16 protein-coding genes are annotated in these 19,644 nt (G+C 60.7%); 4 read left to right on the top strand and 12 right to left on the bottom strand.

Annotation, left to right across the window (positions count from 1 at the left end; genetic code table 11):
* The 3 genes from KSS91_RS26615 to KSS91_RS26625 all read right to left on the bottom strand — a co-directional run bounded on the left by KSS91_RS26615 (position 1) and on the right by KSS91_RS26625 (position 3,517).
* Positions 1-1,251, bottom strand: coding sequence for a sarcosine oxidase subunit beta (locus KSS91_RS26615; protein ID WP_007980419.1), 1,251 nt, complete (start codon positions 1,249-1,251; stop codon positions 1-3).
* Positions 1,252-1,274: 23 nt separating this feature from the next.
* Positions 1,275-2,528, bottom strand: a complete 1,254-nt coding sequence (gene glyA / locus KSS91_RS26620; protein ID WP_007980421.1) for a serine hydroxymethyltransferase — start codon at positions 2,526-2,528, stop codon at positions 1,275-1,277.
* 260 nt (positions 2,529-2,788) lie between these two features.
* The gene (locus KSS91_RS26625) at positions 2,789-3,517 is read right to left on the bottom strand and encodes a TraX family protein (RefSeq protein ID WP_225923778.1); all 729 of its coding nucleotides are present in this window, start codon (positions 3,515-3,517) and stop codon (positions 2,789-2,791) included.
* Positions 3,518-3,661: 144 nt separating this feature from the next.
* On the opposite strand from KSS91_RS26625, the gene KSS91_RS26630 reads away from it, so the two are divergent.
* The 3 genes from KSS91_RS26630 (at position 3,662) to KSS91_RS26640 (ending at position 6,113) form a co-directional block, all read left to right on the top strand.
* Positions 3,662-4,702 (top strand): threonine aldolase family protein, encoded by a 1,041-nt coding sequence (locus KSS91_RS26630; RefSeq protein WP_217836563.1) that lies wholly within the window; start codon positions 3,662-3,664, stop codon positions 4,700-4,702.
* 187 nt (positions 4,703-4,889) lie between these two features.
* Entirely contained in the window at positions 4,890-5,090 is a 201-nt protein-coding gene (locus tag KSS91_RS26635; protein ID WP_217836564.1) for a hypothetical protein, read from the top strand.
* Positions 5,091-5,288: 198 nt separating this feature from the next.
* On the top strand, positions 5,289-6,113 hold the full coding sequence (locus KSS91_RS26640; protein ID WP_126047966.1) for an SDR family oxidoreductase: 825 nt from the start codon (positions 5,289-5,291) through the stop codon (positions 6,111-6,113).
* Positions 6,114-6,240: 127 nt separating this feature from the next.
* On the opposite strand, the gene gbcB is transcribed toward KSS91_RS26640, so the two are convergent.
* Entirely contained in the window at positions 6,241-7,341 is a 1,101-nt protein-coding gene (gene gbcB, locus KSS91_RS26645; protein WP_095964136.1) for a glycine betaine monooxygenase reductase subunit, read from the bottom strand.
* Positions 7,342-7,624: 283 nt separating this feature from the next.
* Between gbcB and gbca the strand changes: the two genes are divergently transcribed.
* Complete coding sequence (gbca, locus tag KSS91_RS26650) at positions 7,625-8,920, top strand: glycine betaine monooxygenase oxygenase subunit (protein ID WP_217836565.1); 1,296 nt, start codon at positions 7,625-7,627, stop codon at positions 8,918-8,920.
* Between the two features lie 775 nt (positions 8,921-9,695).
* On the opposite strand, the gene KSS91_RS26655 is transcribed toward gbca, so the two are convergent.
* The 8 genes from KSS91_RS26655 to KSS91_RS26690 all read right to left on the bottom strand — a co-directional run bounded on the left by KSS91_RS26655 (position 9,696) and on the right by KSS91_RS26690 (position 19,570).
* Complete coding sequence (locus KSS91_RS26655; RefSeq protein ID WP_217836566.1) at positions 9,696-10,862, bottom strand: retropepsin-like aspartic protease; 1,167 nt, start codon at positions 10,860-10,862, stop codon at positions 9,696-9,698.
* 226 nt (positions 10,863-11,088) lie between these two features.
* A complete protein-coding gene (locus tag KSS91_RS26660) occupies positions 11,089-11,655 on the bottom strand; it encodes a GNAT family N-acetyltransferase (protein ID WP_217838478.1) in 567 nt (188 codons plus the stop codon).
* 148 nt (positions 11,656-11,803) lie between these two features.
* Entirely contained in the window at positions 11,804-12,574 is a 771-nt protein-coding gene (gene etfB / locus KSS91_RS26665) for an electron transfer flavoprotein subunit beta (protein ID WP_015097135.1), read from the bottom strand.
* A 15-nt stretch (positions 12,575-12,589) separates the two neighbouring features.
* Positions 12,590-13,810 (bottom strand): electron transfer flavoprotein subunit alpha, encoded by a 1,221-nt coding sequence (etfA, locus tag KSS91_RS26670; RefSeq protein WP_217836567.1) that lies wholly within the window; start codon positions 13,808-13,810, stop codon positions 12,590-12,592.
* A complete protein-coding gene (dgcB, locus tag KSS91_RS26675; protein WP_015097137.1) occupies positions 13,810-15,753 on the bottom strand; it encodes a dimethylglycine demethylation protein DgcB in 1,944 nt (647 codons plus the stop codon). The genes etfA and dgcB overlap by 1 nt, the downstream gene beginning before the upstream one ends.
* 154 nt (positions 15,754-15,907) lie before the next feature.
* A complete protein-coding gene (gene dgcA / locus KSS91_RS26680; RefSeq protein WP_007975506.1) occupies positions 15,908-17,968 on the bottom strand; it encodes a dimethylglycine demethylation protein DgcA in 2,061 nt (686 codons plus the stop codon).
* A gap of 15 nt (positions 17,969-17,983) precedes the next feature.
* On the bottom strand, positions 17,984-18,514 hold the full coding sequence (locus tag KSS91_RS26685) for a DUF5943 domain-containing protein (RefSeq protein ID WP_007975505.1): 531 nt from the start codon (positions 18,512-18,514) through the stop codon (positions 17,984-17,986).
* 78 nt (positions 18,515-18,592) lie between these two features.
* The gene (locus KSS91_RS26690; protein WP_015097138.1) at positions 18,593-19,570 is read right to left on the bottom strand and encodes a dipeptidase; all 978 of its coding nucleotides are present in this window, start codon (positions 19,568-19,570) and stop codon (positions 18,593-18,595) included.
* Positions 19,571-19,644: the final 74 nt, after the last annotated feature.

Below are 19,644 nucleotides of genomic sequence, written 5' to 3' on the forward strand. Positions count from 1 at the left end.
TTAGTGGGCGACGGCAGCAGCGCCGTGTTCGTCAATCAGCGCACCGTTGTGGAAACGGTCGATGGAGAACGGTGCGGCCAACGGGTGCATTTCGCCTTTGGCCAGGCTTGCGGCAAACACGTTGCCCGAGCCAGGTGTGGCCTTGAAGCCACCGGTGCCCCAACCGCAGTTGAAGAACATGTTCGGTACCGGGGTTTTCGAAATGATCGGGCAGGCATCCGGCGTGGTGTCGACGATGCCGCCCCACTGACGGTTCATGCGCACGCGCGACAACACCGGGAACATCTCGACGATGGCCTGGATGGTGTGCTCGATCACCGGGTACGAACCACGCTGGCCGTAGCCGTTGTAGCCGTCGATACCGGCGCCGATCACCAGGTCGCCCTTGTCGGACTGGCTGATGTAGCCGTGCACGGCGTTGGACATGATCACGCTGTCGATAATCGGCTTGATCGGCTCGGACACCAGCGCTTGCAGCGGGTGGGATTCGATCGGCAGGCGGAAACCGGCGAGCTTGGCCATGTGCCCGGAGTTACCGGCAGTCACCACGCCGACGCGCTTGGCGCCGATGAAGCCTTTGTTGGTTTCCACGCCGATGCACACGCCGTTTTCCTTGCGGAAACCAATCACTTCGGTCTGCTGGATCAAGTCCACGCCAAGGGCGTCGGCGGCCCGGGCAAAGCCCCAGGCCACGGCATCGTGACGGGCCACGCCACCACGACGCTGGACGGTTGCGCCCATCACCGGGTAGCGGGTGTTCTTCGAGCAGTCGAGGTACGGGATCTCGTCAGCCACTTGCTTGGCATCGAGCAGTTCGCCGTCTACGCCATTGAGGCGGTTGGCGCTGACCCGACGCTCGGAATCACGGATGTCCTGCAGGGTGTGGCACAGGTTGTAGACGCCGCGCTGGGAGAACATCACGTTGTAGTTCAGGTCCTGGGACAGGCCTTCCCACAGTTTCATCGCGTGTTCGTACAGGTGGGCCGACTCGTCCCACAGGTAGTTGGAGCGCACGATGGTGGTGTTGCGCGCGGTGTTACCGCCGCCCAGCCAGCCTTTCTCGACCACGGCCACGTTGGTGATGCCGTGCTCCTTGGCCAGGTAGTAAGCCGTGGCCAGGCCATGCCCGCCACCGCCGACGATGACCACGTCGTAGACCTTTTTCGGGGTCGGCGTGCGCCACATGCGCTGCCAGTTTTCATGGTGGCTGAGAGAGTGTTTGAAGAGGCCGAAGCCCGAGTAGCGTTGCATAGTCATTTACTCCAAAACCGCACTCAGCGATAAACCGGGAAGTCCGCGCACAGGGCTGCCACTTGCTCGGCGACATTGGCCTCGACATCGGCATCGCCGAGGTTGTCGAGGATGTCGCAGATCCAGCCGGCCAGCGTGACGCACTGGGCCACCTTGAAGCCGCGCGTGGTCACCGCCGGGGTCCCGATGCGCAGGCCGGAGGTCACGAACGGCGACTGTGGATCGTTCGGCACAGCATTCTTGTTCACAGTGATATGGGCGCGACCGAGGGCGGCATCCGCGTCCTTGCCGGTCAGGCCCTGACGGATCAGGCTGACCAGGAACAGGTGGTTATCGGTACCGCCGGACACTACATCGTAGCCGCGTTTGATAAACACGCCGGCCATGGCCTGGGCGTTGTCGATCACTTGTTGCTGGTAAGCCTTGAAGCCGGGCTCCAGCGCTTCCTTGAAGCACACCGCCTTACCGGCGATCACGTGCATCAGCGGGCCACCCTGGGCACCCGGGAAAACTGCCGCGTTGAGCTTCTTCTCGATTTCTTCGTTGGCCTTGCACAGGATCAGGCCGCCACGCGGACCGCGCAGGGTCTTGTGGGTAGTGGTGGTGACCACGTCGGCATAAGGCAGCGGGTTCGGGTACAGACCGGCCGCGACCAGACCGGCAACGTGGGCCATGTCGACGAACAGCAGCGCACCGACCTTATCGGCGATCTGGCGGAAGCGCGGGAAGTCGAGGGTCTTGGAGTAGGCCGAAAAACCGGCAACGATCATCTTCGGCTTGCACTCGACGGCCAGGCGCTCGACTTCGTCGTAGTCGATCAGACCGGTCTTGGTGTCGATGCCGTACTGCACAGCGTTGTACAGCTTGCCCGAGGACGACACTTTGGCGCCGTGGGTCAGGTGACCGCCGTGGGCCAGGCTCATGCCGAGGATGGTGTCGCCAGCTTGCAGCAGGGCCAGGTACACGGCGCTGTTGGCCGAGGAACCGGAGTGCGGCTGGACGTTGGCGTAATCGGCGCCGAACAGTTGCTTGGCGCGCTCGATGGCCAGGGCCTCGACCTTGTCTACGTGCTCGCAGCCACCGTAGTAGCGCTTGCCCGGGTAACCTTCGGCGTATTTGTTGGTCAGGCCGCTGCCCTGGGCCTGCATCACGCGCTTGCTGGTGTAGTTCTCCGACGCGATCAGCTCGATGTGATCTTCCTGACGTTGCTCCTCGGCATTCATCGCCGCCAGCAGTGCATCGTCGTAACCCTGGATCTGGTCTTGCTTGCTGAACATCGCGTCTCTCCCAGCGGCGGCGGTGCGCCATTCGTCTCGGTGAGGCACTGGCTTTTCGGCAGTGCCCTTTGGTAGCGATGGTATGACTGGCTTGGAGTCGTCAAATGCCTACGGGCGCCACGCAAAGGTGCGTTTACGACATGGCGGGAAATGGATCAACGCAACCCCTGTGGGAGCGGGCTTGCTCGCGAAGAACGATGACGCGGTCTGTCTGGGACACCGAAGTGCCTGCTTCGCGAGCAAGCCCGCTCCCACAGGGATTAGGCAAGTGCTTGACGTAGCGCCAGTAAAACAAGGAAATGCACGGGATACAGCGCATAGGCCCAGCGCCGCATCGGTGGTGGATTTACGCCCTTGGCATGTCGCAACAAGAACAGCCCGAGCCATGGCGCAATCAGACAAGCGGCGATTGCCGGAATGGCCGCGTGGTTGCCCAGTCGTGCGGCGTGATACAGCACCTGCCATTGATTGGCCGCCAGACAGACCAGCCCCGCCAACAGCCCGAAATACCAGGGTCGGTGCAGTACCAGCAGCAAGACCAACGGCAACAGGACGCCAAAAAAACCGAACATCAATCGCTGGGAGAAAAACGCCGCCAGCAGGACAGCGCCAACTGCAAGCAGTCGCGATGCAAGCACCGGCTGCTGCCAGCCACGAACCACCAGCCAGCCCAGGGCAAGGGTGGGCAGCACGTTCAAGGTGTCGGGATGGGAAATGAACATCCGGTAGGGAACTTCACTCACCGCGCTAAACAGCAACAACCACCCCAGATAGCGCCACTGGCCACCGGTCGTCGTAGTCCGCTCGCGCGCCAGATTGGCCGCCATCGCCAGGCAGAACCACGGAAACGCCAGGCGCCCCGGCACATACAGCCAATCGGCGGAATAGCCGACATATCTCAGGTGATCGAGCAGCATGCTCAAAAGCGCCAGCCACTTGAGCAGATCCAGTGCCCCGTCTCGCTGCGTTAAGTGCATGGCCTTGTGCATCGTCATGTGCATAATTGCCCTTCGACTGTGTATTTTCCAAACAGCGACATCCTGTGCGCTGCACCTGACGATCTTGGGTACAGTGCGCACCCTCATTGACCACGGGACGCTTCACCATAGGCATCTCGACCACGGAAGCAGGCCATGACCGACAAGAGCCAACAATTCGCCAGCGACAACTATTCCGGTATCTGCCCTGAAGCCTGGGCGGCCATGGAACAGGCCAACCACGGCCACCAGCGCGCCTACGGCGACGACGAATGGACCGCCCGCGCCTCCGACGATTTCCGCAAACTGTTTGAAACCGACTGTGAAGTGTTTTTCGCCTTCAACGGCACCGCCGCCAACTCGCTGGCGCTGTCCTCGCTGTGCCAGAGTTACCACAGCGTGATCTGCTCGGAAACCGCTCACGTCGAAACCGACGAATGCGGCGCCCCGGAATTTTTCTCCAACGGCTCCAAGCTGCTGATCGCCCGCACCGAAAACGGCAAGCTCACCCCGGAATCGATCCGCGAGGTCGCACTCAAGCGCCAGGACATCCACTACCCGAAACCACGTGTGGTGACCCTGACCCAGGCCACCGAAGTCGGCAGCGTCTATACCCCGGACGAAATCCGCGCCATCAGCGCCACCTGCAAGGAACTGGGCCTGAACCTGCACATGGACGGCGCACGCTTCTCCAACGCCTGCGCGTTCCTCGGCTGCACCCCGGCGGACCTGACCTGGAAGGCCGGCGTCGACGTGTTGTGCTTCGGCGGAACCAAGAACGGCATGGCGGTGGGCGAGGCAATCCTGTTCTTCAACCACAAACTGGCCGAAGACTTCGATTACCGCTGCAAACAGGCCGGGCAGCTTGCTTCAAAAATGCGCTTCCTGTCGGCACCCTGGGTCGGCATCCTTGAAAACGACGCCTGGCTCAAATACGCCAACCACGCCAACCACTGTGCACAACTGCTGGCCGAACTGGTCAGCGACATTCCTGGCGTGGAACTGATGTTCCCGGTACAGGCCAACGGCGTGTTCCTGCAACTGTCGGAGCCGGCCATTGCCGCCCTGGCCGCCAGGGGTTGGCGCTTCTACACCTTCATTGGCAACGGCGGCGCACGTTTCATGTGCTCGTGGGATACCGAGGAAGAGCGTGTGCGCGAGCTGGCGAAGGACATTCGTGAAGTGATGAGCGCCTGAGGTCGCTGTCAACGGCGCTGCACATCTCGGCCGCGCCGTTCATCCGAACTGGCATTTCTGACAGTTCACCGTCTCTGCATCGCCGAAGTAACGTCTGAGCACCTGAAAAGGAGTTCGCGCAGTCTTTCGGGAACAATCGCGTGTCGAATTTTCGACGCACCCCATGTTCTAGCGCAGAGTAATTCAAATGAGCATTCAAGCCCTGAACCAAGTCCTGATCAAGGACCCGAAAGCTACTGTCACTAACGTGAGCTGGGACGAAGTTCAAAAAATTGCCCAGGTCGGCGACATCATTTCACAGCACGGATCCACGTTTACAATCGCCCTTAAGCAGTACGTGCAGCAGATGGACAACTCATACGAAATCAAGCTGTATAAAGCTGATTAATAATTCATGACTCCGGCAATCCATTTTGTGAGTTGATGGCTAACTGATTCACAGTCGAATCCTGTATGGCGAAGGTAGATGTTCCTTTGTCATACAGGTTTGTTTCATTTCATCTTTCTCACAGTAGCTCCTGAAAGACCTGGTCTACATTGTCTGTCGAGCCACCCCGCTCGCATAACAACAATCAGGAGCGTATGCATGTCATTGCAAGGCAAAACCCTGTTCATCACCGGCGCCAGCCGTGGCATCGGCCGCGAGATCGCGCTGCGGGCCGCACGCGATGGGGCCAACATTGTGATCGCCGCCAAAAGTGCCGAACCCCACCCCAAGCTGCCGGGCACGATTTTCAGCGTGGCCCGGGAAGTGGAAGCCGCAGGCGGCAAGGCGCTGGCCTTGCAGGTGGATGTACGTGAAGAAGATGCTGTACGCGAGGCGCTGGCCCGGGCCAACGAACATTTCGGCGGTATCGACGCACTGATCAACAACGCCGGGGCGATCAAGCTGACCGGGGTCCAGCACATTGAACTCAAGCGCTTCGACCTGATGCACCAGATCAACACCCGTGCCGTATTGCTGTGCAGTCAGGCTGCGCTGCCGTACCTGAAGAAATCCGGCGGCCACATCCTCAATCTGTCTCCGCCGCTGAACCTGGCCACCAAATGGTTCGCCCAGTACAGCCCGTACACCGTCACCAAGTACGGCATGAGCATGCTCACCCTGGGCATGAGTGAGGAATTCAGGAATTACGGCATCAGCGTCAACTCGCTGTGGCCACAGACGATGATTGCCACCGCGGCCATCGAGTTTCAGTTGGGGTCGAAGGAATCATTCAAGCATGCGCGAACGCCTGCGATCATGGCGGATGCCGCGCATGTGATTTTGAGCTGCACAAACCGCAGCCTGACCGGGCGGTTGTTGATCGATGAGGAAATCTTGCGGGAGAACGGCGCGACCGAGTTCGAGCACTATCGGTTCGCGCCCGACAGCACCGAAAAGCTGATGACAGATCTGTTTATTGACTAAAACCCTCCCCTGTAGGAGCGAGCCTGCTCGCGATGAACCTGAGAACGCCGCGGGGTGCCAGGTTGCCAGCGTCATCGTTGACGTCCATCGCGAGCAAGCTCGCTCCTACAAGGGTATTGCGTAACGCTTAGAATTCGATCCGCACGTCGCCCTTCGGCACGCTGCAGCACGACAGGATGAACCCTTCGGCTTCGTCTTCCTCGGTGATGCCGCCGTTGTGCTCCATCTCCACTTCGCCACCCAGCTTCAACACCTTGCAGGTGCCGCAGATGCCCATGCCACACGCTTTCGGAATCATCAGGCCGACCTTGGCCGCCGCCGCATGCACGGTCTCGCCCGGGGCCACGCGGATGCTCTTGCCGGAGGCGGTGAACTCCACTTGATGCAGGTCCGCGGCGTCGACTTCCGGCGCCTCGGCTGCCTGCTCGGCGTGCTCCACTGCGTCGGCGCGCGCCTCTGGCGGGGTCGCACCGAAGGATTCTTCGTGGTAACGCGACATGTCGAAACCTGCGCCTTCGAGCAAGCGCTTGACCGCATTCATATAGGGTGTCGGGCCGCAGCAGAATACTTCGCGCTCAAGGAAGTCAGGCGCCATCAATTCAAGCATTCTGTGGTTCAGGTAACCGCGATAGCCGGCCCAAGGCTCACCCATGCCGTGCTTCTCGCAGATCAGGTGCAGGCTGAAGTTTTCGATCCGCGACGCCATGTGCTCCAGTTCGCGGTGGTAAATGATGTCTTTGGGCGAACGGGCGCTGTGGATAAACACCATGTCGACATTGCCGTTGGTGTCGTAGAACCAGCGCGCCATGGACATGACCGGCGTGATACCAACGCCGCCGCTGAGGTAGAGCACCTTCGGCGCGGTGAAGTCCATGGCATTGAACAGCCCGACCGGACCGTGCACCGCCAGCTCCTGGCCTTCGTGCAGGGTGTCGTGCAGCCAGTTCGAGACCTTGCCGCCCGGCACACGCTTGATGGTCACCGAAAAGCTGTAGGGTACCGACGGCGAACTGGAAATGGTGTACGAACGCATGATCGGCTGGCCTTCGATTTCCAGCTCCAGGGTGACAAACTGCCCCGGCTTGAAGAAGAACAGGATCGGCTGGTCGGCCATGAAGCAAAAGGTGCGCACATCCCAGGTTTCCTGGATGACTTTGACGCAACGGACAATGTGTCGACCATTGGCCCAGGTCTGGGTGGTTACCGGATTCAGGAAGCTGTTGGACATGCTGATCTCCACGGCCGACTGTCGGCCTTCATGTTGGCGATTCTGCGTATAGCGCGGATCACCCATTTACCTATCTGCGACATTGACATGCTTATCGCGACCAGCCCCCAACGACCGGGGCTTGCGCGTCGGGAACAGATTGCACCATGTCGCCCATGGATAAGGTTCTGGCCAGCGCCGGCCCCACACTCGCCCCATACCAAGACACAACCATTACACCTTGCGTAGCAACCCTGATTAGCCACTTTCGCCGGCCACACAGAATGGCCTTGAGGATTAAACGATGGACGTCACTACTACACTGAGCCTGGGCGATCCGCTGGAACCCGCACGCAAGGCCACCGCACAGATGCTGCAAGAGCGTGAGCGCACGTTCTCGCTGCCGCAGCCGTTTTACTCCGACGACCGCCTGTTTGATATCGACATGCAGGAAATCTTTCAGAAAGAGTGGCTGATCGCCGGCATGACCTGCGAGATCCCCACCAAGGGCAACTACCTGACCCTGCAGGTCGGCAAGAACCCGATCATCGTCATCCGTGGCGCCGAAGGCGTGGTGCACGCGTTCCATAACGTCTGCCGCCACCGTGGCTCGCGCCTGTGCACCAGCGACAAGGGCAAGGTCGCCAAGCTGGTTTGCCACTACCACCAGTGGACCTACGAACTCGACGGTCGCCTGCTGTTCGCCGGCACCGAGATGGGCGCCGACTTCGACATGAATCAGTACGGCCTCAAACCGGTGAACGTGAAGACTGCTGGCGGCTACATCTTCATCAGTCTGGCGGAGAACCCGCCAGCCATCGATGACTTCCTGTCGACGCTCAACCACTACATGGAACCGTACGACATGGAAAACACCAAGGTGGCGGTGCAAACCACCTTGATGGAAAAGGCCAACTGGAAGCTTGTGCTGGAAAACAACCGCGAGTGCTACCACTGCAACGCGTCGCACCCGGAACTGCTGAAAACCCTGCTGGAATGGGACGACGTCACCGACCCGCGCGCCGACCAGGCGTTCAAGGACCACGTCGCCGCCTCCGCCGCCGCCTGGGAAGCCGAGAAGATCCCCTACGCCCACGCCAGCTTCGGCCTGCGTAACCGCATCGTGCGCATGCCGCTGCTCAAGGGCACCGTGTCGATGACCATGGACGGCAAACAGGGCTGTGCCAAGCTGATGGGCCGCATCAAGAACCCGGACCTGGGCTCGATGCGCATCCTGCACCTGCCGCACTCCTGGAACCACTGCATGGGCGACCACATCATCGTGTTCACCGTGTGGCCGATCAGCGCCCAGGAAACCATGGTCACCACCAAGTGGATCGTGCACAAGGACGCGGTCGAAGGCGTGGACTACGACGTGGAGCGCATGCGCCAGGTCTGGGACGCCACCAACGACCAGGACCGTCGCCTGGCCGAAGAGAACCAGCGCGGCATCAACTCCACCGCATACCAGCCTGGCCCGTACTCCAAGACCTATGAGTTCGGCGTGGTGAACTTCGTGGACTGGTACAGCGAGCGTCTGCTGAGCAACCTGGGGGCCGAACCTGCGCCGTACCTCAAAGGCGTTCCGGTCCAAGGCTAAATCCACTCCCTGTAGGAGCGAGCTTGCTCGCGATGAGCCTGAGAACGCCGCCGGGTGTCAGGTTGCCAACGTTATCGTTGACGTCCATCGCGAGCAGGCTCGCTCCTACAGGGGGCTTGCCTGTCATTCATAGAACTGTACGAAATATGACCTATCTCGTTTAGACCTATGCCCGCCGCACCTCCCAGCCTTCCGCAAACAAGTTATCCACACCTCCACCCACAGCTATTGGGGACAACTGTGGAAATGCTGGAAATTTTCTTCACGAAAACCAAAGAAAAACCGTGACTTATCCAGAAGCCTGCTTCCGCGCGTGGACTGGTCGTTTTTTGATCTAAAGCCTGAAAGCCACGGCCTGCATGGCGTTCAGAGGATGGCGAACACCTTATCCACAGAAGCGCCAACAGACTTTGGGGTTAACTTGGAAAGCTCTGTGGAAAACCGCTGAAACCTTGAGAAATCCAGCGTTTGCGTGAAAGCAGACTATGCAAAACCGCCTTTTGATCATTTTTTGATCAGACACCTGCACACCTCTATTTACAAGGCCTGCAGCCGATAGCAAACATCTTATCCACAGAAGCGCCAACAGAGATTGGGGGCAAGTCTGCGTTAACAGCAGCACTTATCCCCTTGAAAAAGCTTGGAAAAAACACGAGCGAGGCTGGTTGTTTTTTGAACGACGCCTTGCAGGGCTTGAATTACATGGGCCGTAGCGAGGGGCGAACATGTTATCCACAGAACCACCAACAGGGATTGTGGGTAAACACCAACGTGTTCAGACTTTATTGAAGCATGAGCGACCTGAGCCCAGGTCCAGGTTCAATTCAAAGTCTTTGAAGGCGCGCCAACCGAGCAATATCGACGGCACGTATTGCCCGCCCAGCAGCGACGGCGGGATGGTGAAGCCCGGGTAGTATTTGTAGCTGACCGCCATGATGTTGCCTTGCATGACCAATATGCCGTCAAAGCGCTGAAAGTGCTTGTTGTCGCCGGTGTAACCGTTCGAGCTTCCTGGTGTCAGTGCCTGCACGGCATTGGCCTGTCTGCCAGGTAACGCGGCCGTCAGGTAGTCGACATTTCCCGTATCGATGATGGCCAGCGTTGTGCGGCGATCCAGTTGAGCGGCAACCACCAGCCGCTGGTTGAGATCCACGCGGTTAAAGGCAATGAACGCATCGCAGCGCCTGGCAGGCGCAGGACTGAGTTCCAGGGCGTTTCTGGTGATCTTCAAGCGCCCCAGTTTGCTGATCAGGTCCAGCCCCAGCAAATTCTCCCGGTCGCTGACAAACACCAGGACATTCCTGAACTCTCGGGTGCCGACCTTGAGTGACCTGAGAATGCCCAGCCTCGCAGCCAGGCCTTTTTCGCCATAAAACGTGCTGTAGCGATACTGGGCATCGGGCAACAACCTGATGCCCATCTGTTTCGCAGTGTCGATGTTGACCCGGGTTTGCGGTGCCCCCGTGTCCAGTACAAAACGCGCCGAGACACCATTGGCCGCGCCGACATCGATAAATGGCAGCACTTCTTGCGCGATGTAAAAGTCGTTGGCATACGGATGCAACGGCAGCACCTCATGCCGCACCGAATCGCTGACCGAGAAATTGCCAGTCGTCGCCAGGATAGCCAGTGATTTGTCGCCGAACATGGAGAACAGCGGTTTCAGCCCGGCGCTGGCCTCTATCGCCCGGGCATGCCTGCCCTTGATCGCCAGATAGTATTCGGGGAGTTGGTTGGCGACCTTGGCTTCGAGCATTCTGGCCAGGACCGACACCGAACAGTCGAGGTGCTTATCGGCATCCCGCTCCTTGTCGCACTGCAGCCGCAACTGTGCCAGGGACGCGTTACGCCCCTGCTCGGTCTCGACCCACTGATAAAAGTCCTGATCGGCCGCAGGGGCTTTTATCCGGACGGCAGACATCAAGCCTGTGGATACCCACATGGTCGTAGCGAAGAGCGCCAAAAGAGCGAAAGTCTTCATATTCAAGCCAGTCATAAAACCGGGTTTTATGAGTCAGCGCTGAATATCTGAAAACTCCCGAAAGCGTGCCGCACCCTTGATCAGCGCATAGAAAACTGTAGCTCACCGCCCTTGTCAGCGTGGAGCCAGATAAATGATGCGTGGCGCTGTGGATAACTGTCGCGACTCGAACAACCCCCGAACCAGCTCAGGGTCTGTGCATAAGATAGGCGTCACCTGTGACGCGGATCATGGGATGAGGGGTGACCTGGCAGGTCTTGATGACCGCGAAGCCGTGTCGCTCGTAAAAACGCCGGGCGCCAGTGTTGGCGGCATAGTCGATCAGGCTCAGGCCATTGAGCCCGAGCCGGTCGGCACGTTCTTGGGCATGGGCGAGAAACTGCTTGCCCAGCCCCCGGTTACGCCAGCCTTCATGCAGGGCCAGGCTGGAGATATACAGGGTATCGGGCACTTCCATGTCGGCATAAGGCGCCAGCACCGGGTCGGTCGTCGGGACCGCCAGTGGATCGTGGCGCATCGCGTAACTGTGCATCATGCCAATGACCTGGCCATCGGCCTCGGCAATCAGGCAGTTCTGGTAGGAGAAATCGACATCGTCCCGGGCATAGCGAATGGCACCGACCTCCAACAGATCCTGCCCGGGCTCTGCGATCTGACTCCAGATGTAATCTGAAGCGCCCTCGGATGAAATCTGGAACAACCGCGCAATCTCACGCGCATCGGCGCGCACTGCCGAACGAAATTCAACGGCCATTGTTCCCCCATAAATGTCGGTGAGATGAAGCTTTTCTGTGGGAGCGGGCTTGCTCGCGAAAGCGGCGGGCCAGGCGATATTCATGTCGACTGACACGCCCCCTTCGCGAGCAAGCCCGCTCCCACATTTGATCCAGGGTGACTATTTGTCAGCGGACCACACCCTCTTCAATCAGCAACTTGAGGATCGCTTCAGCCCCCGCTTGTGCCGTCACGCCCTTGAGCACCTGCCCGCCCCCACCACTGGCCTTGGCCGTCGCGGCTTTCATGCGGTCGGCGCCGCTCTTGGCCTTGATCACTTTCAGGCGCTTGGGCCGTGGCTTGGCCGGTTGCAGGCTGGCGACCGCGAGCAGCTCATCATCGATGACTTCAACGTCCTGCGCTTGCAGCACGCCGCGTCGGGCCGGGCCATACGCGCTCTGGCGAGGCTTGGGCGCGGCGTTGTCCACCGTTGCCAGAAACGGCAGGCGCACCTTCAGCCGACGACGTTGACCGCGCGGCAAGGCTTGCAGCACAAGCGCTGAACCGCCATCGATGGACTCGACCTGTGCCAGCCCCACCACCAGCGGCCAGCCCAGGCTTTCAGCCAGCAGGAAGGGCAACATGCCCGAGCCTTCACCGGTTTCCGCCTGGCTGCCGGTCAACACCACCTGAGCACCGGCATCACGCAGATACTCGGTCAATGCCGGCAGCGCATCGGCACCCTCGGGCTGCTCAAGCACATGCAACTGTTCCAGGCCCATGCCCAGGTAAGCGCGCAGCGCAGGCTCGGCGATGTCGCCGGCATGCAGCACCTGCAAGTTATCCCCAGCCAGTTGCAGGCCCAGTTCCACCGCCCGCGCATCCTGTTCCGCGCGACGCGGCCGACCGGACGTCGGGTGGGCGCCGATGGACACCAGGCTGATGATTTTCGTGCTCATAACCCTTTCCTTCCCTTAAGCCGCATCGCGCTTGGCGTCGTTGCGGTAAGCCTCTACCGCTTCGATCAAGGCTTGAAGAATCTCCGCACTCTCGCCGATCACCGAGAGGTCGGCACGCTTGATCATGTCGCAGCCAGGGTCGAGGTTGATCGCCACCACCTTGTCGCAGGCACCAATGCCCTGCAGGTGCTGGATCGCCCCGGAAATCCCCACGGCCACATAGACCCGTGCAGTCACCCAGGTACCGGATGCCCCGACCTGACGATCGCGGGCCATGAAGCCGTCGTCCACCGCCACCCGCGATGCGCCCTCGGTCGCGCCGAGGGCTTCGGCGGTCCTGTGGAAAAGTCCCCAGTCCTTGACCCCGTTACCGCCGGAGAAAATGAACTCGGCCTCGGCCATCGGAATCGCCGCCGGATCCACCGCCACCGCGCCCAGATCTTCGATCCGCGACAGGCTGCGCGCCACGGTTGTGGATAACTCCACCGGCAATGCTTCATGACGGGTTTCGCTGACCGGTTCGGCGCACTCGGCAGCCGCCAGAATCAAGCGCGCCAGCGGACGGGCAAGGTCTTGCAGACCGGCACCGGCGCGGCCGATGCACTCCTGATCCTTGACCTGCCAGACCCGCGTCGCCGGGCGTTCACCCAGGGCGGCGGCAAAGCGCCGACCCAGTTCCCCGCCACCGGTGCGACTGTCCGGCAACAACCAGTGTCGTGGGCTGAACTGGTTATCCACAGCCCGCAGGCCCTGGACCCGCTGTTCCGGTGCATAACCGTTGAATTCTTCACCTTCCAGCACCAGCAGGCGATCGACGCCCGCCGTGGCAAAAGCGCTTTCCTTATGCTCGCCGAACACCACGGCCAGCACCGCGCCGTCCTTGCCGGCCAGTTGATGGGCCAGGCCCAGCAGGTCGCGGTCGTGACTGCTCAAGCGGCCACCGACCATATCCGGCACCACGCTGATGTAAAACGCCGGCGCGGCCACCTGGTGCAATGGCAATTGCACTTCGACAGCGGCTGTACGTTTATTCGTCCCGCCCTGCTGGGCGCCGCTACGGTCGATGCGCTTGATGCCGTTGGGGCCGATAAAGCCAATGCCATGGGGATTCTTGCGGATGACACCGTTAGGCCCCATCCAGCTGTGTTGCACCGGTTGCATGGCCGCGTGCAGTGGATGCAGACGGTTGCGGGCAATCCATTCGGCCCGAGGGTCGCGGCGAATAATGTCGCTCATCAGTGGGCCTCCGCAGGTTCACGCTTGACGGGTGTCTTGGCGGGCGCGGCGTCTTCGAGCAACGCATCGGCCACCAGTTCGGCGATGTCCTTGATCAGCGGCCGGGGTTCGACCACGCCTTCAAGCATCGCGGTGCACTGCGGACAACCCACGGCCACCAGTTCGGCGCCGGTTTCGCGGATGTCTTCCATGCGCATGTCAGGAATGCGTTGCTTGCCCGGAATGTCGGTGATCGGCGCACCGCCGCCACCGCCGCAGCAGCGGGAGCGGAAACCGGAACGTTGCATCTCTTTCACTTCGATCCCGAGCGCGCGCAGTACCTCACGCGGCGCCTCGTATTCGCCGTTGTAGCGGCCGAGGTAGCACGGGTCGTGGTAAGTCACGCTGTCGCCTTTGTGCTGACCGAGGTTCAGCGCGCCGGCCTGGATGATTTCCGCCATGTAGGTGCTGTGGTGCTGCACCAGGTAGTTGCCATCGAAGGCGCCGTACTCGTTTTTCAGCACGTGGAAACTGTGCGGATCGCAGGTGACGATGCGGTTGAAGCTGTACTTGGCCAGGGTCTGGATGTTGCGTTTGGCCAACAGCTGGAAGGTCGCTTCGTCGCCCAGGCGCCGCGCCACGTCACCGCTGTCGCGCTCTTCCAGGCCGAGCACGGCGAAGTCGATTTTCGCCGCCTTGAGCACTTTGACGAAGGCGCGCAGGGTGCGCTGGTTGCGCATGTCGAAGGCGCCATCGCCAACCCAGAACAGGACGTCGGTGGATTTCTTTTCGCTGAGCAGGTTGAGGTTCAAGTCCGCCGCCCAGTTCATCCGCCCACCCGGCGCGAAGCCGCCCGGGTTGTCGGTGGCGATCAGGTTTTCCAGGACTTCGGCGCCCTTGTTCGGGGTCGCGCCTTTTTCCAGGGTCAGGTGACGGCGCATGTCGACGATGGCATCGACGTGCTCGATCATCATCGGGCACTCCTCGACGCAGGCGCGGCAGGTGGTGCAGGACCACAGGGTCTCGGCGTCCACCAGACCGTTGACGATCGGTTGATGCGGATTGCCAGCGTGCTCGCCAATCGCTTTGCCGGGATATGGGCTGCCAGCGAATTTGGCATCGGTGCCACCGGCCAGGCCGACGACCATGTCCTGAATCAGTTTTTTCGGGTTCAGTGGCTGGCCAGCGGCGAAGGCCGGGCACGCCGCTTCGCATTTACCGCACTGCACGCAGGCGTCGAAACCGAGCAATTGGTTCCAGGTGAAATCCTTGGGTTTTTCCACGCCCAGTGGCGCACTCAGGTCGCTGAGATCCAGCGGCTTCAAACCGGTGGAACGGCCGCCGCCAAAACGTTCGGCGCGACGGTGCCAGGCCAGGTGCAGGGCGCCGGCAAAGGCATGCTTCATCGGCCCGCCCCAGGTCATGCCGAAGAACAGCTCCGACACGCCCCACAACACGCCAACTCCGAGAATCGCTGCCAACAGCCAGCCGCCGAAATTTTCCGGGAGGATGCCCGCCACCGGCAGGGTCAACAGGAAGAACGAGGCCGAGAATGCCAGCAGGCTTTTCGGCAGGCGCATCCACGGGCCTTTCGACAGACGCGACGGCGGGTTGCGCCGACGCAGGTAAACGAAGATCGCGCCAACGAACATCACCGCCGACATCAGAAGCAGCGCATAGCCGAGGAAGCGGTTATGCAGGCCGAAACCATGCACCAGAATCGCCAGCACGATGGACGCCACCGCACCGCCGGCTGTGGCGACGTGGGTGTTGGCAATGTATTTGTCCCGCGCCACCACATGGTGCAAATCGACCATGTAGCGCTTGGGCATGGCGAACAGTCCACCGATCAGGTCGACTTTCGAAGCCCGGCCCCGGCGCCACATGGCCACCCGCCGCAACGCGCCCAGGACACCAAGGCCCAGGGCTGCGAACAACAGGATTGGAAGAAGGGTGTTCAACATGGTGAAGCTCCCACCAGAACATCTTGGAGAAACGCGGTCAGCGGTTCCTGTGGGAGCGGGCTTGCCCGCGAAAGCGGTGGGTCAGTCGACATCAATGTCGGCAGACAGATTGCATTCGCGGGCAAGCCCGCTCCCACAGGGTCAAGTGCAGCCTTTAGAAATCCTTGCACAACCGCAGCGCGTCATAGATCGCCGCGTGCACGTTACGCTGGGCCACGCAGTCGCCGATGCGGAACAGCAGGTAGCCGTCGCCGCTCTGTTCCAGGCAAGGTTGCGGCTTGATCGCGAACAAGGCTTCGACATCGATCTGGCCTTTGTTGCGTGAGCCTTCCTTCAGCGCGTAGTAGATTTCTTCGTCCGGACGCACGCCGTTTTCCACGACCACCTGGTCAACCACCCGCTCCTCTTTGGCGCCGGTGTATTCGTTTTCCAGTACCGCTACAAGCTTGTCGCCTTCGCGGTAGACCTTCTCCAGCATCATGTCGCCGGTCATGATCACTTCTTTCGGGTACATGCTGCGGTAGTAAGTCGGGAACGATGTACCCCCGATGGCGACGCCCGGCTTGATGTCGTCGGTAACGATCTCGACCTGGCTGCCCTTGTCGGCGATGAAGTCAGCGGTCGACATGCCGGTGAATTCGCAAATGGTGTCGTAGACCAGCACGTTCTTGCCCGGTGCAACCTTGCCGTCGAGGATGTCCCAGCTGCTGACCACCAGGCCTTCAGCTGCGCCCCAGTGCTCGTTCTGCTCGATGAACGGATGACCGCCGACGGCCAGCACCACCACGTCCGGACGCAGGTCCATGATGGTTGGCGCGTCAGCCGCGGTACCCAGGCGCAGGTCGACTTTCAACCGCGCCAGTTCCAGTTGATACCAGCGGGTGATACCGGCGATCTGGTCCCGTTGCGGGGCTTTCGATGCGGTGGTGATCTGCCCGCCGATGAATTCCTTTTTCTCGAACAGGGTCACGTCGTGGCCACGCTCGGCGGCCACGCGGGCGGCCTCCATCCCGGCAGGACCGGCGCCGACCACCACCACCTTGCGCTTCACGCCAGTGGTTTTTTCGATGATGTGCGGCAGGCCCATGTATTCACGAGAAGTAGCAGCGTTCTGAATGCACAGCACATCCAGGCCCTGATACTGACGGTCGATGCAGTAGTTGGCACCGACGCACTGCTTGATCTGGTCGATCTGGCCCATCTTGATCTTGGCGATCAGGTGCGGGTCGGCGATGTGCGCGCGGGTCATGCCGACCATGTCGACGTAACCGCCTTCCAGGATACGCGTGGCCTGGTTCGGGTCCTTGATGTTCTGCGCGTGCAGCACCGGAACCTTGACCACTTCCTTGATGCCGGCAGCCAGATGCAGGAACGGCTCCGGCGGATAACTCATGTTCGGAATCACGTTGGCCAGGGTGTTGTGGGTGTCGCAACCCGAACCCACGACACCGATGAAGTCGAGCATGCCGGTGTCGTCGTAATACTTGGCGATCTGCTTCATGTCTTCGTGGGACAGGCCATCGGGGTGGAACTCGTCACCACAGATGCGCATGCCCACGCAGAAATCGTCACCGACCTCGGCGCGTACGGCTTTCAAGACTTCCAGACCGAACTTCATCCGGCCTTCGAAGGTGCCGCCCCATTCGTCGGTACGCTTGTTGACCCGCGGGCTCCAGAACTGGTCGATCATGTGCTGGTGCACCGCCGACAGTTCAACACCGTCCAGGCCACCGGCCTTGGCGCGGCGGGCCGCTTGAGCGTAGTTACCGATCACCCGCCAGATTTCTTCCGGCTCGATGGTTTTGCAAGTGGCACGGTGCACCGGCTCGCGCACACCCGACGGCGACATCAGCGTCGGCCAGTTGAAGCCGTCCCAACGCGAGCGACGGCCCATGTGGGTAATCTGGATCATGATCTTGGCGCCGTGCTTATGCATGGCATCGGCCAGATTCTGGAAGTGCGGAATGATGCGGTCGGTGGACAGGTTCACCGAACTCCACCACTCCTGCGGGCTGTCGATGGCCACCACGGACGAACCGCCGCAAATCGCCAGGCCGATCCCGCCCTTGGCTTTCTCTTCGTAGTACTTGACGTACCGATCGGTGGTCATGCCGCCGTCGGTGGCATAAACCTCGGCGTGCGCGGTGCTGAGCACGCGGTTACGGATGGTCAGTTTGCCGATCTGGATCGGCTGGAACATTGCTTCGAAAGCCATGGCGGGTTCCTCGACTTACAACGGCTTGACGATGAACAAGCCGTCTTCGTGGCCCTCTTCGGAGCCACCGTAGACTTGCTCGGCCACGGTGCGGATCTTGCTGCCGCGAGCGGCGAGGATCTGGTCCATCGCGCCGGCAAACCAGCCAGTGAACATGTAGTCGACCTTGCGCCCGACCTTGCCGTACACATAGACGAACGCCGAGTGCTCGAGCTTGACGCTGGCGGTGCCTTTGTCGAGGTCGATGTCCTGGATCTTGAACAGGCCCCAGCCGCGCTGCGACAGACGCTTCATGTAGTGCTCGAACACCGCGACACCTTCCAGGCCATGGCATTCGGCTTCTTTTTCACACCAGTGCCAGGCGGACTTGTAGCCGGCCTTGTAGAGAATTTCGGCATAGGCTTCAGCGCCCAGCACTTCCTCGATGCCCATGTGGTTGTTGACGAAGAAATGACGTGGCACGTACAGCATCGGCAGGGCGTCGGACGTCCAGACACCGGTCTCGCTGTCGACTTCGATTGGCAATTGCGGGGCGATCTTGGCCATGGAAACTTAACTCCAGAAAAATTTTTGTGTTGCCCCCGGCGCGGGCGGCCGGGGGAAAGGATTCAGAGGTGCAGTGGCTTACTCGCCCCAAACGTCCTTGAGGACGTTCACCCAGTTTTCGCCCATGATCTTGCGTACCACTCGCTCGGAGTGGCCGCGCTTGAGCAGGGTCTCGGTCAGGTTCGGGAACTCGCCCACGGTGCGGATGCCCAGCGGGTTGATGATCTTGCCGAAGCTGGTCAGGCGGCGGGCGTAGCCCTTGTCGTGGGTCAGGTATTCGAAGAAGTCCTGGCCATGGCCCTGGGTGAAGTCGGTACCGATGCCGATGGCGTCTTCGCCGACTATGTTCATCACGTACTCGATGGCTTCGGCGTAGTCGTCGATGGTCGAGTCGATACCCTTGGCGAGGAATGGCGCGAACATGGTGACGCCGACAAAGCCGCCGTGGTCGGCAATGAACTTGAGTTCTTCATCGGACTTGTTGCGTGGGTGCTCCTTGAGCCCCGACGGCAGGCAGTGGGAGTAGCAGACCGGCTTTTTCGACTCGAGGATGACTTCTTCGGAAGTCTTGGAGCCGACGTGGGACAGGTCGCACATCACGCCAACGCGGTTCATCTCGGCGACGATTTCGCGACCGAAGCCCGACAGGCCGCCATCACGTTCGTAGCAACCGGTGCCCACCAGGTTCTGGGTGTTGTAGCACATCTGCACGATACCGACGCCGAGCTGCTTGAACACCTCGACATAGCCGATCTGGTCTTCATAGGCATGGGCGTTCTGGAAGCCGAAGAGGATGCCGGTCTTGCCCTGCTCCTTGGCCTTGCGGATGTCGGCAGTGGTACGCACCGGCATCACCAGGTCGCTGTTCTCGCGGATCAGCTTCTGGCTCGCGGCAATGTTGTTGACGGTAGCCTGAAAGCCCTCCCACACCGACACGGTGCAGTTGGCTGCGGTCAAACCGCCCTTGCGCATGTCTTCGAACAGTTCACGGTTCCACTTGGCAATAATCAGCCCGTCGATAACGATGCTGTCGGCGTGCAATTCGGCTGGGCTCATCAGGCTGTCCCCTTATTAGCGATTCATGCGCCGAATCGTCTGCCGGCGCTTTGGGGCCAGCATATGCCTCGGTG

Source organism: Pseudomonas azerbaijanorientalis (assembly GCF_019139795.1).
Lineage (GTDB): Bacteria > Pseudomonadota > Gammaproteobacteria > Pseudomonadales > Pseudomonadaceae > Aquipseudomonas > Aquipseudomonas laurylsulfatiphila.

What these genes read in the sequence shown, in the direction of transcription:
- KSS91_RS26685 (WP_007975505.1), bottom strand. Translation starts at nt 18,514, where the DNA reads ATGGCCAAGATCGCCCCGCAATTGCCAATCGAAGTCGACAGCGAGACC.
- gbca (WP_217836565.1), top strand. Translation starts at nt 7,625, where the DNA reads ATGGACGTCACTACTACACTGAGCCTGGGCGATCCGCTGGAACCCGCA.
- KSS91_RS26640 (WP_126047966.1), top strand. Translation starts at nt 5,289, where the DNA reads ATGTCATTGCAAGGCAAAACCCTGTTCATCACCGGCGCCAGCCGTGGC.
- dgcB (WP_015097137.1), bottom strand. Translation starts at nt 15,753, where the DNA reads ATGTTGAACACCCTTCTTCCAATCCTGTTGTTCGCAGCCCTGGGCCTT.
- KSS91_RS26615 (WP_007980419.1), bottom strand. Translation starts at nt 1,251, where the DNA reads ATGCAACGCTACTCGGGCTTCGGCCTCTTCAAACACTCTCTCAGCCAC.
- etfA (WP_217836567.1), bottom strand. Translation starts at nt 13,810, where the DNA reads ATGAGCGACATTATTCGCCGCGACCCTCGGGCCGAATGGATTGCCCGC.
- dgcA (WP_007975506.1), bottom strand. Translation starts at nt 17,968, where the DNA reads ATGGCTTTCGAAGCAATGTTCCAGCCGATCCAGATCGGCAAACTGACC.
- KSS91_RS26690 (WP_015097138.1), bottom strand. Translation starts at nt 19,570, where the DNA reads ATGAGCCCAGCCGAATTGCACGCCGACAGCATCGTTATCGACGGGCTG.
- KSS91_RS26625 (WP_225923778.1), bottom strand. Translation starts at nt 3,517, where the DNA reads ATGCACAAGGCCATGCACTTAACGCAGCGAGACGGGGCACTGGATCTG.
- KSS91_RS26630 (WP_217836563.1), top strand. Translation starts at nt 3,662, where the DNA reads ATGACCGACAAGAGCCAACAATTCGCCAGCGACAACTATTCCGGTATC.
- KSS91_RS26655 (WP_217836566.1), bottom strand. Translation starts at nt 10,862, where the DNA reads ATGTGGGTATCCACAGGCTTGATGTCTGCCGTCCGGATAAAAGCCCCT.
- KSS91_RS26635 (WP_217836564.1), top strand. Translation starts at nt 4,890, where the DNA reads ATGAGCATTCAAGCCCTGAACCAAGTCCTGATCAAGGACCCGAAAGCT.
- gbcB (WP_095964136.1), bottom strand. Translation starts at nt 7,341, where the DNA reads ATGTCCAACAGCTTCCTGAATCCGGTAACCACCCAGACCTGGGCCAAT.
- KSS91_RS26660 (WP_217838478.1), bottom strand. Translation starts at nt 11,655, where the DNA reads ATGGCCGTTGAATTTCGTTCGGCAGTGCGCGCCGATGCGCGTGAGATT.
- etfB (WP_015097135.1), bottom strand. Translation starts at nt 12,574, where the DNA reads ATGAGCACGAAAATCATCAGCCTGGTGTCCATCGGCGCCCACCCGACG.
- glyA (WP_007980421.1), bottom strand. Translation starts at nt 2,528, where the DNA reads ATGTTCAGCAAGCAAGACCAGATCCAGGGTTACGACGATGCACTGCTG.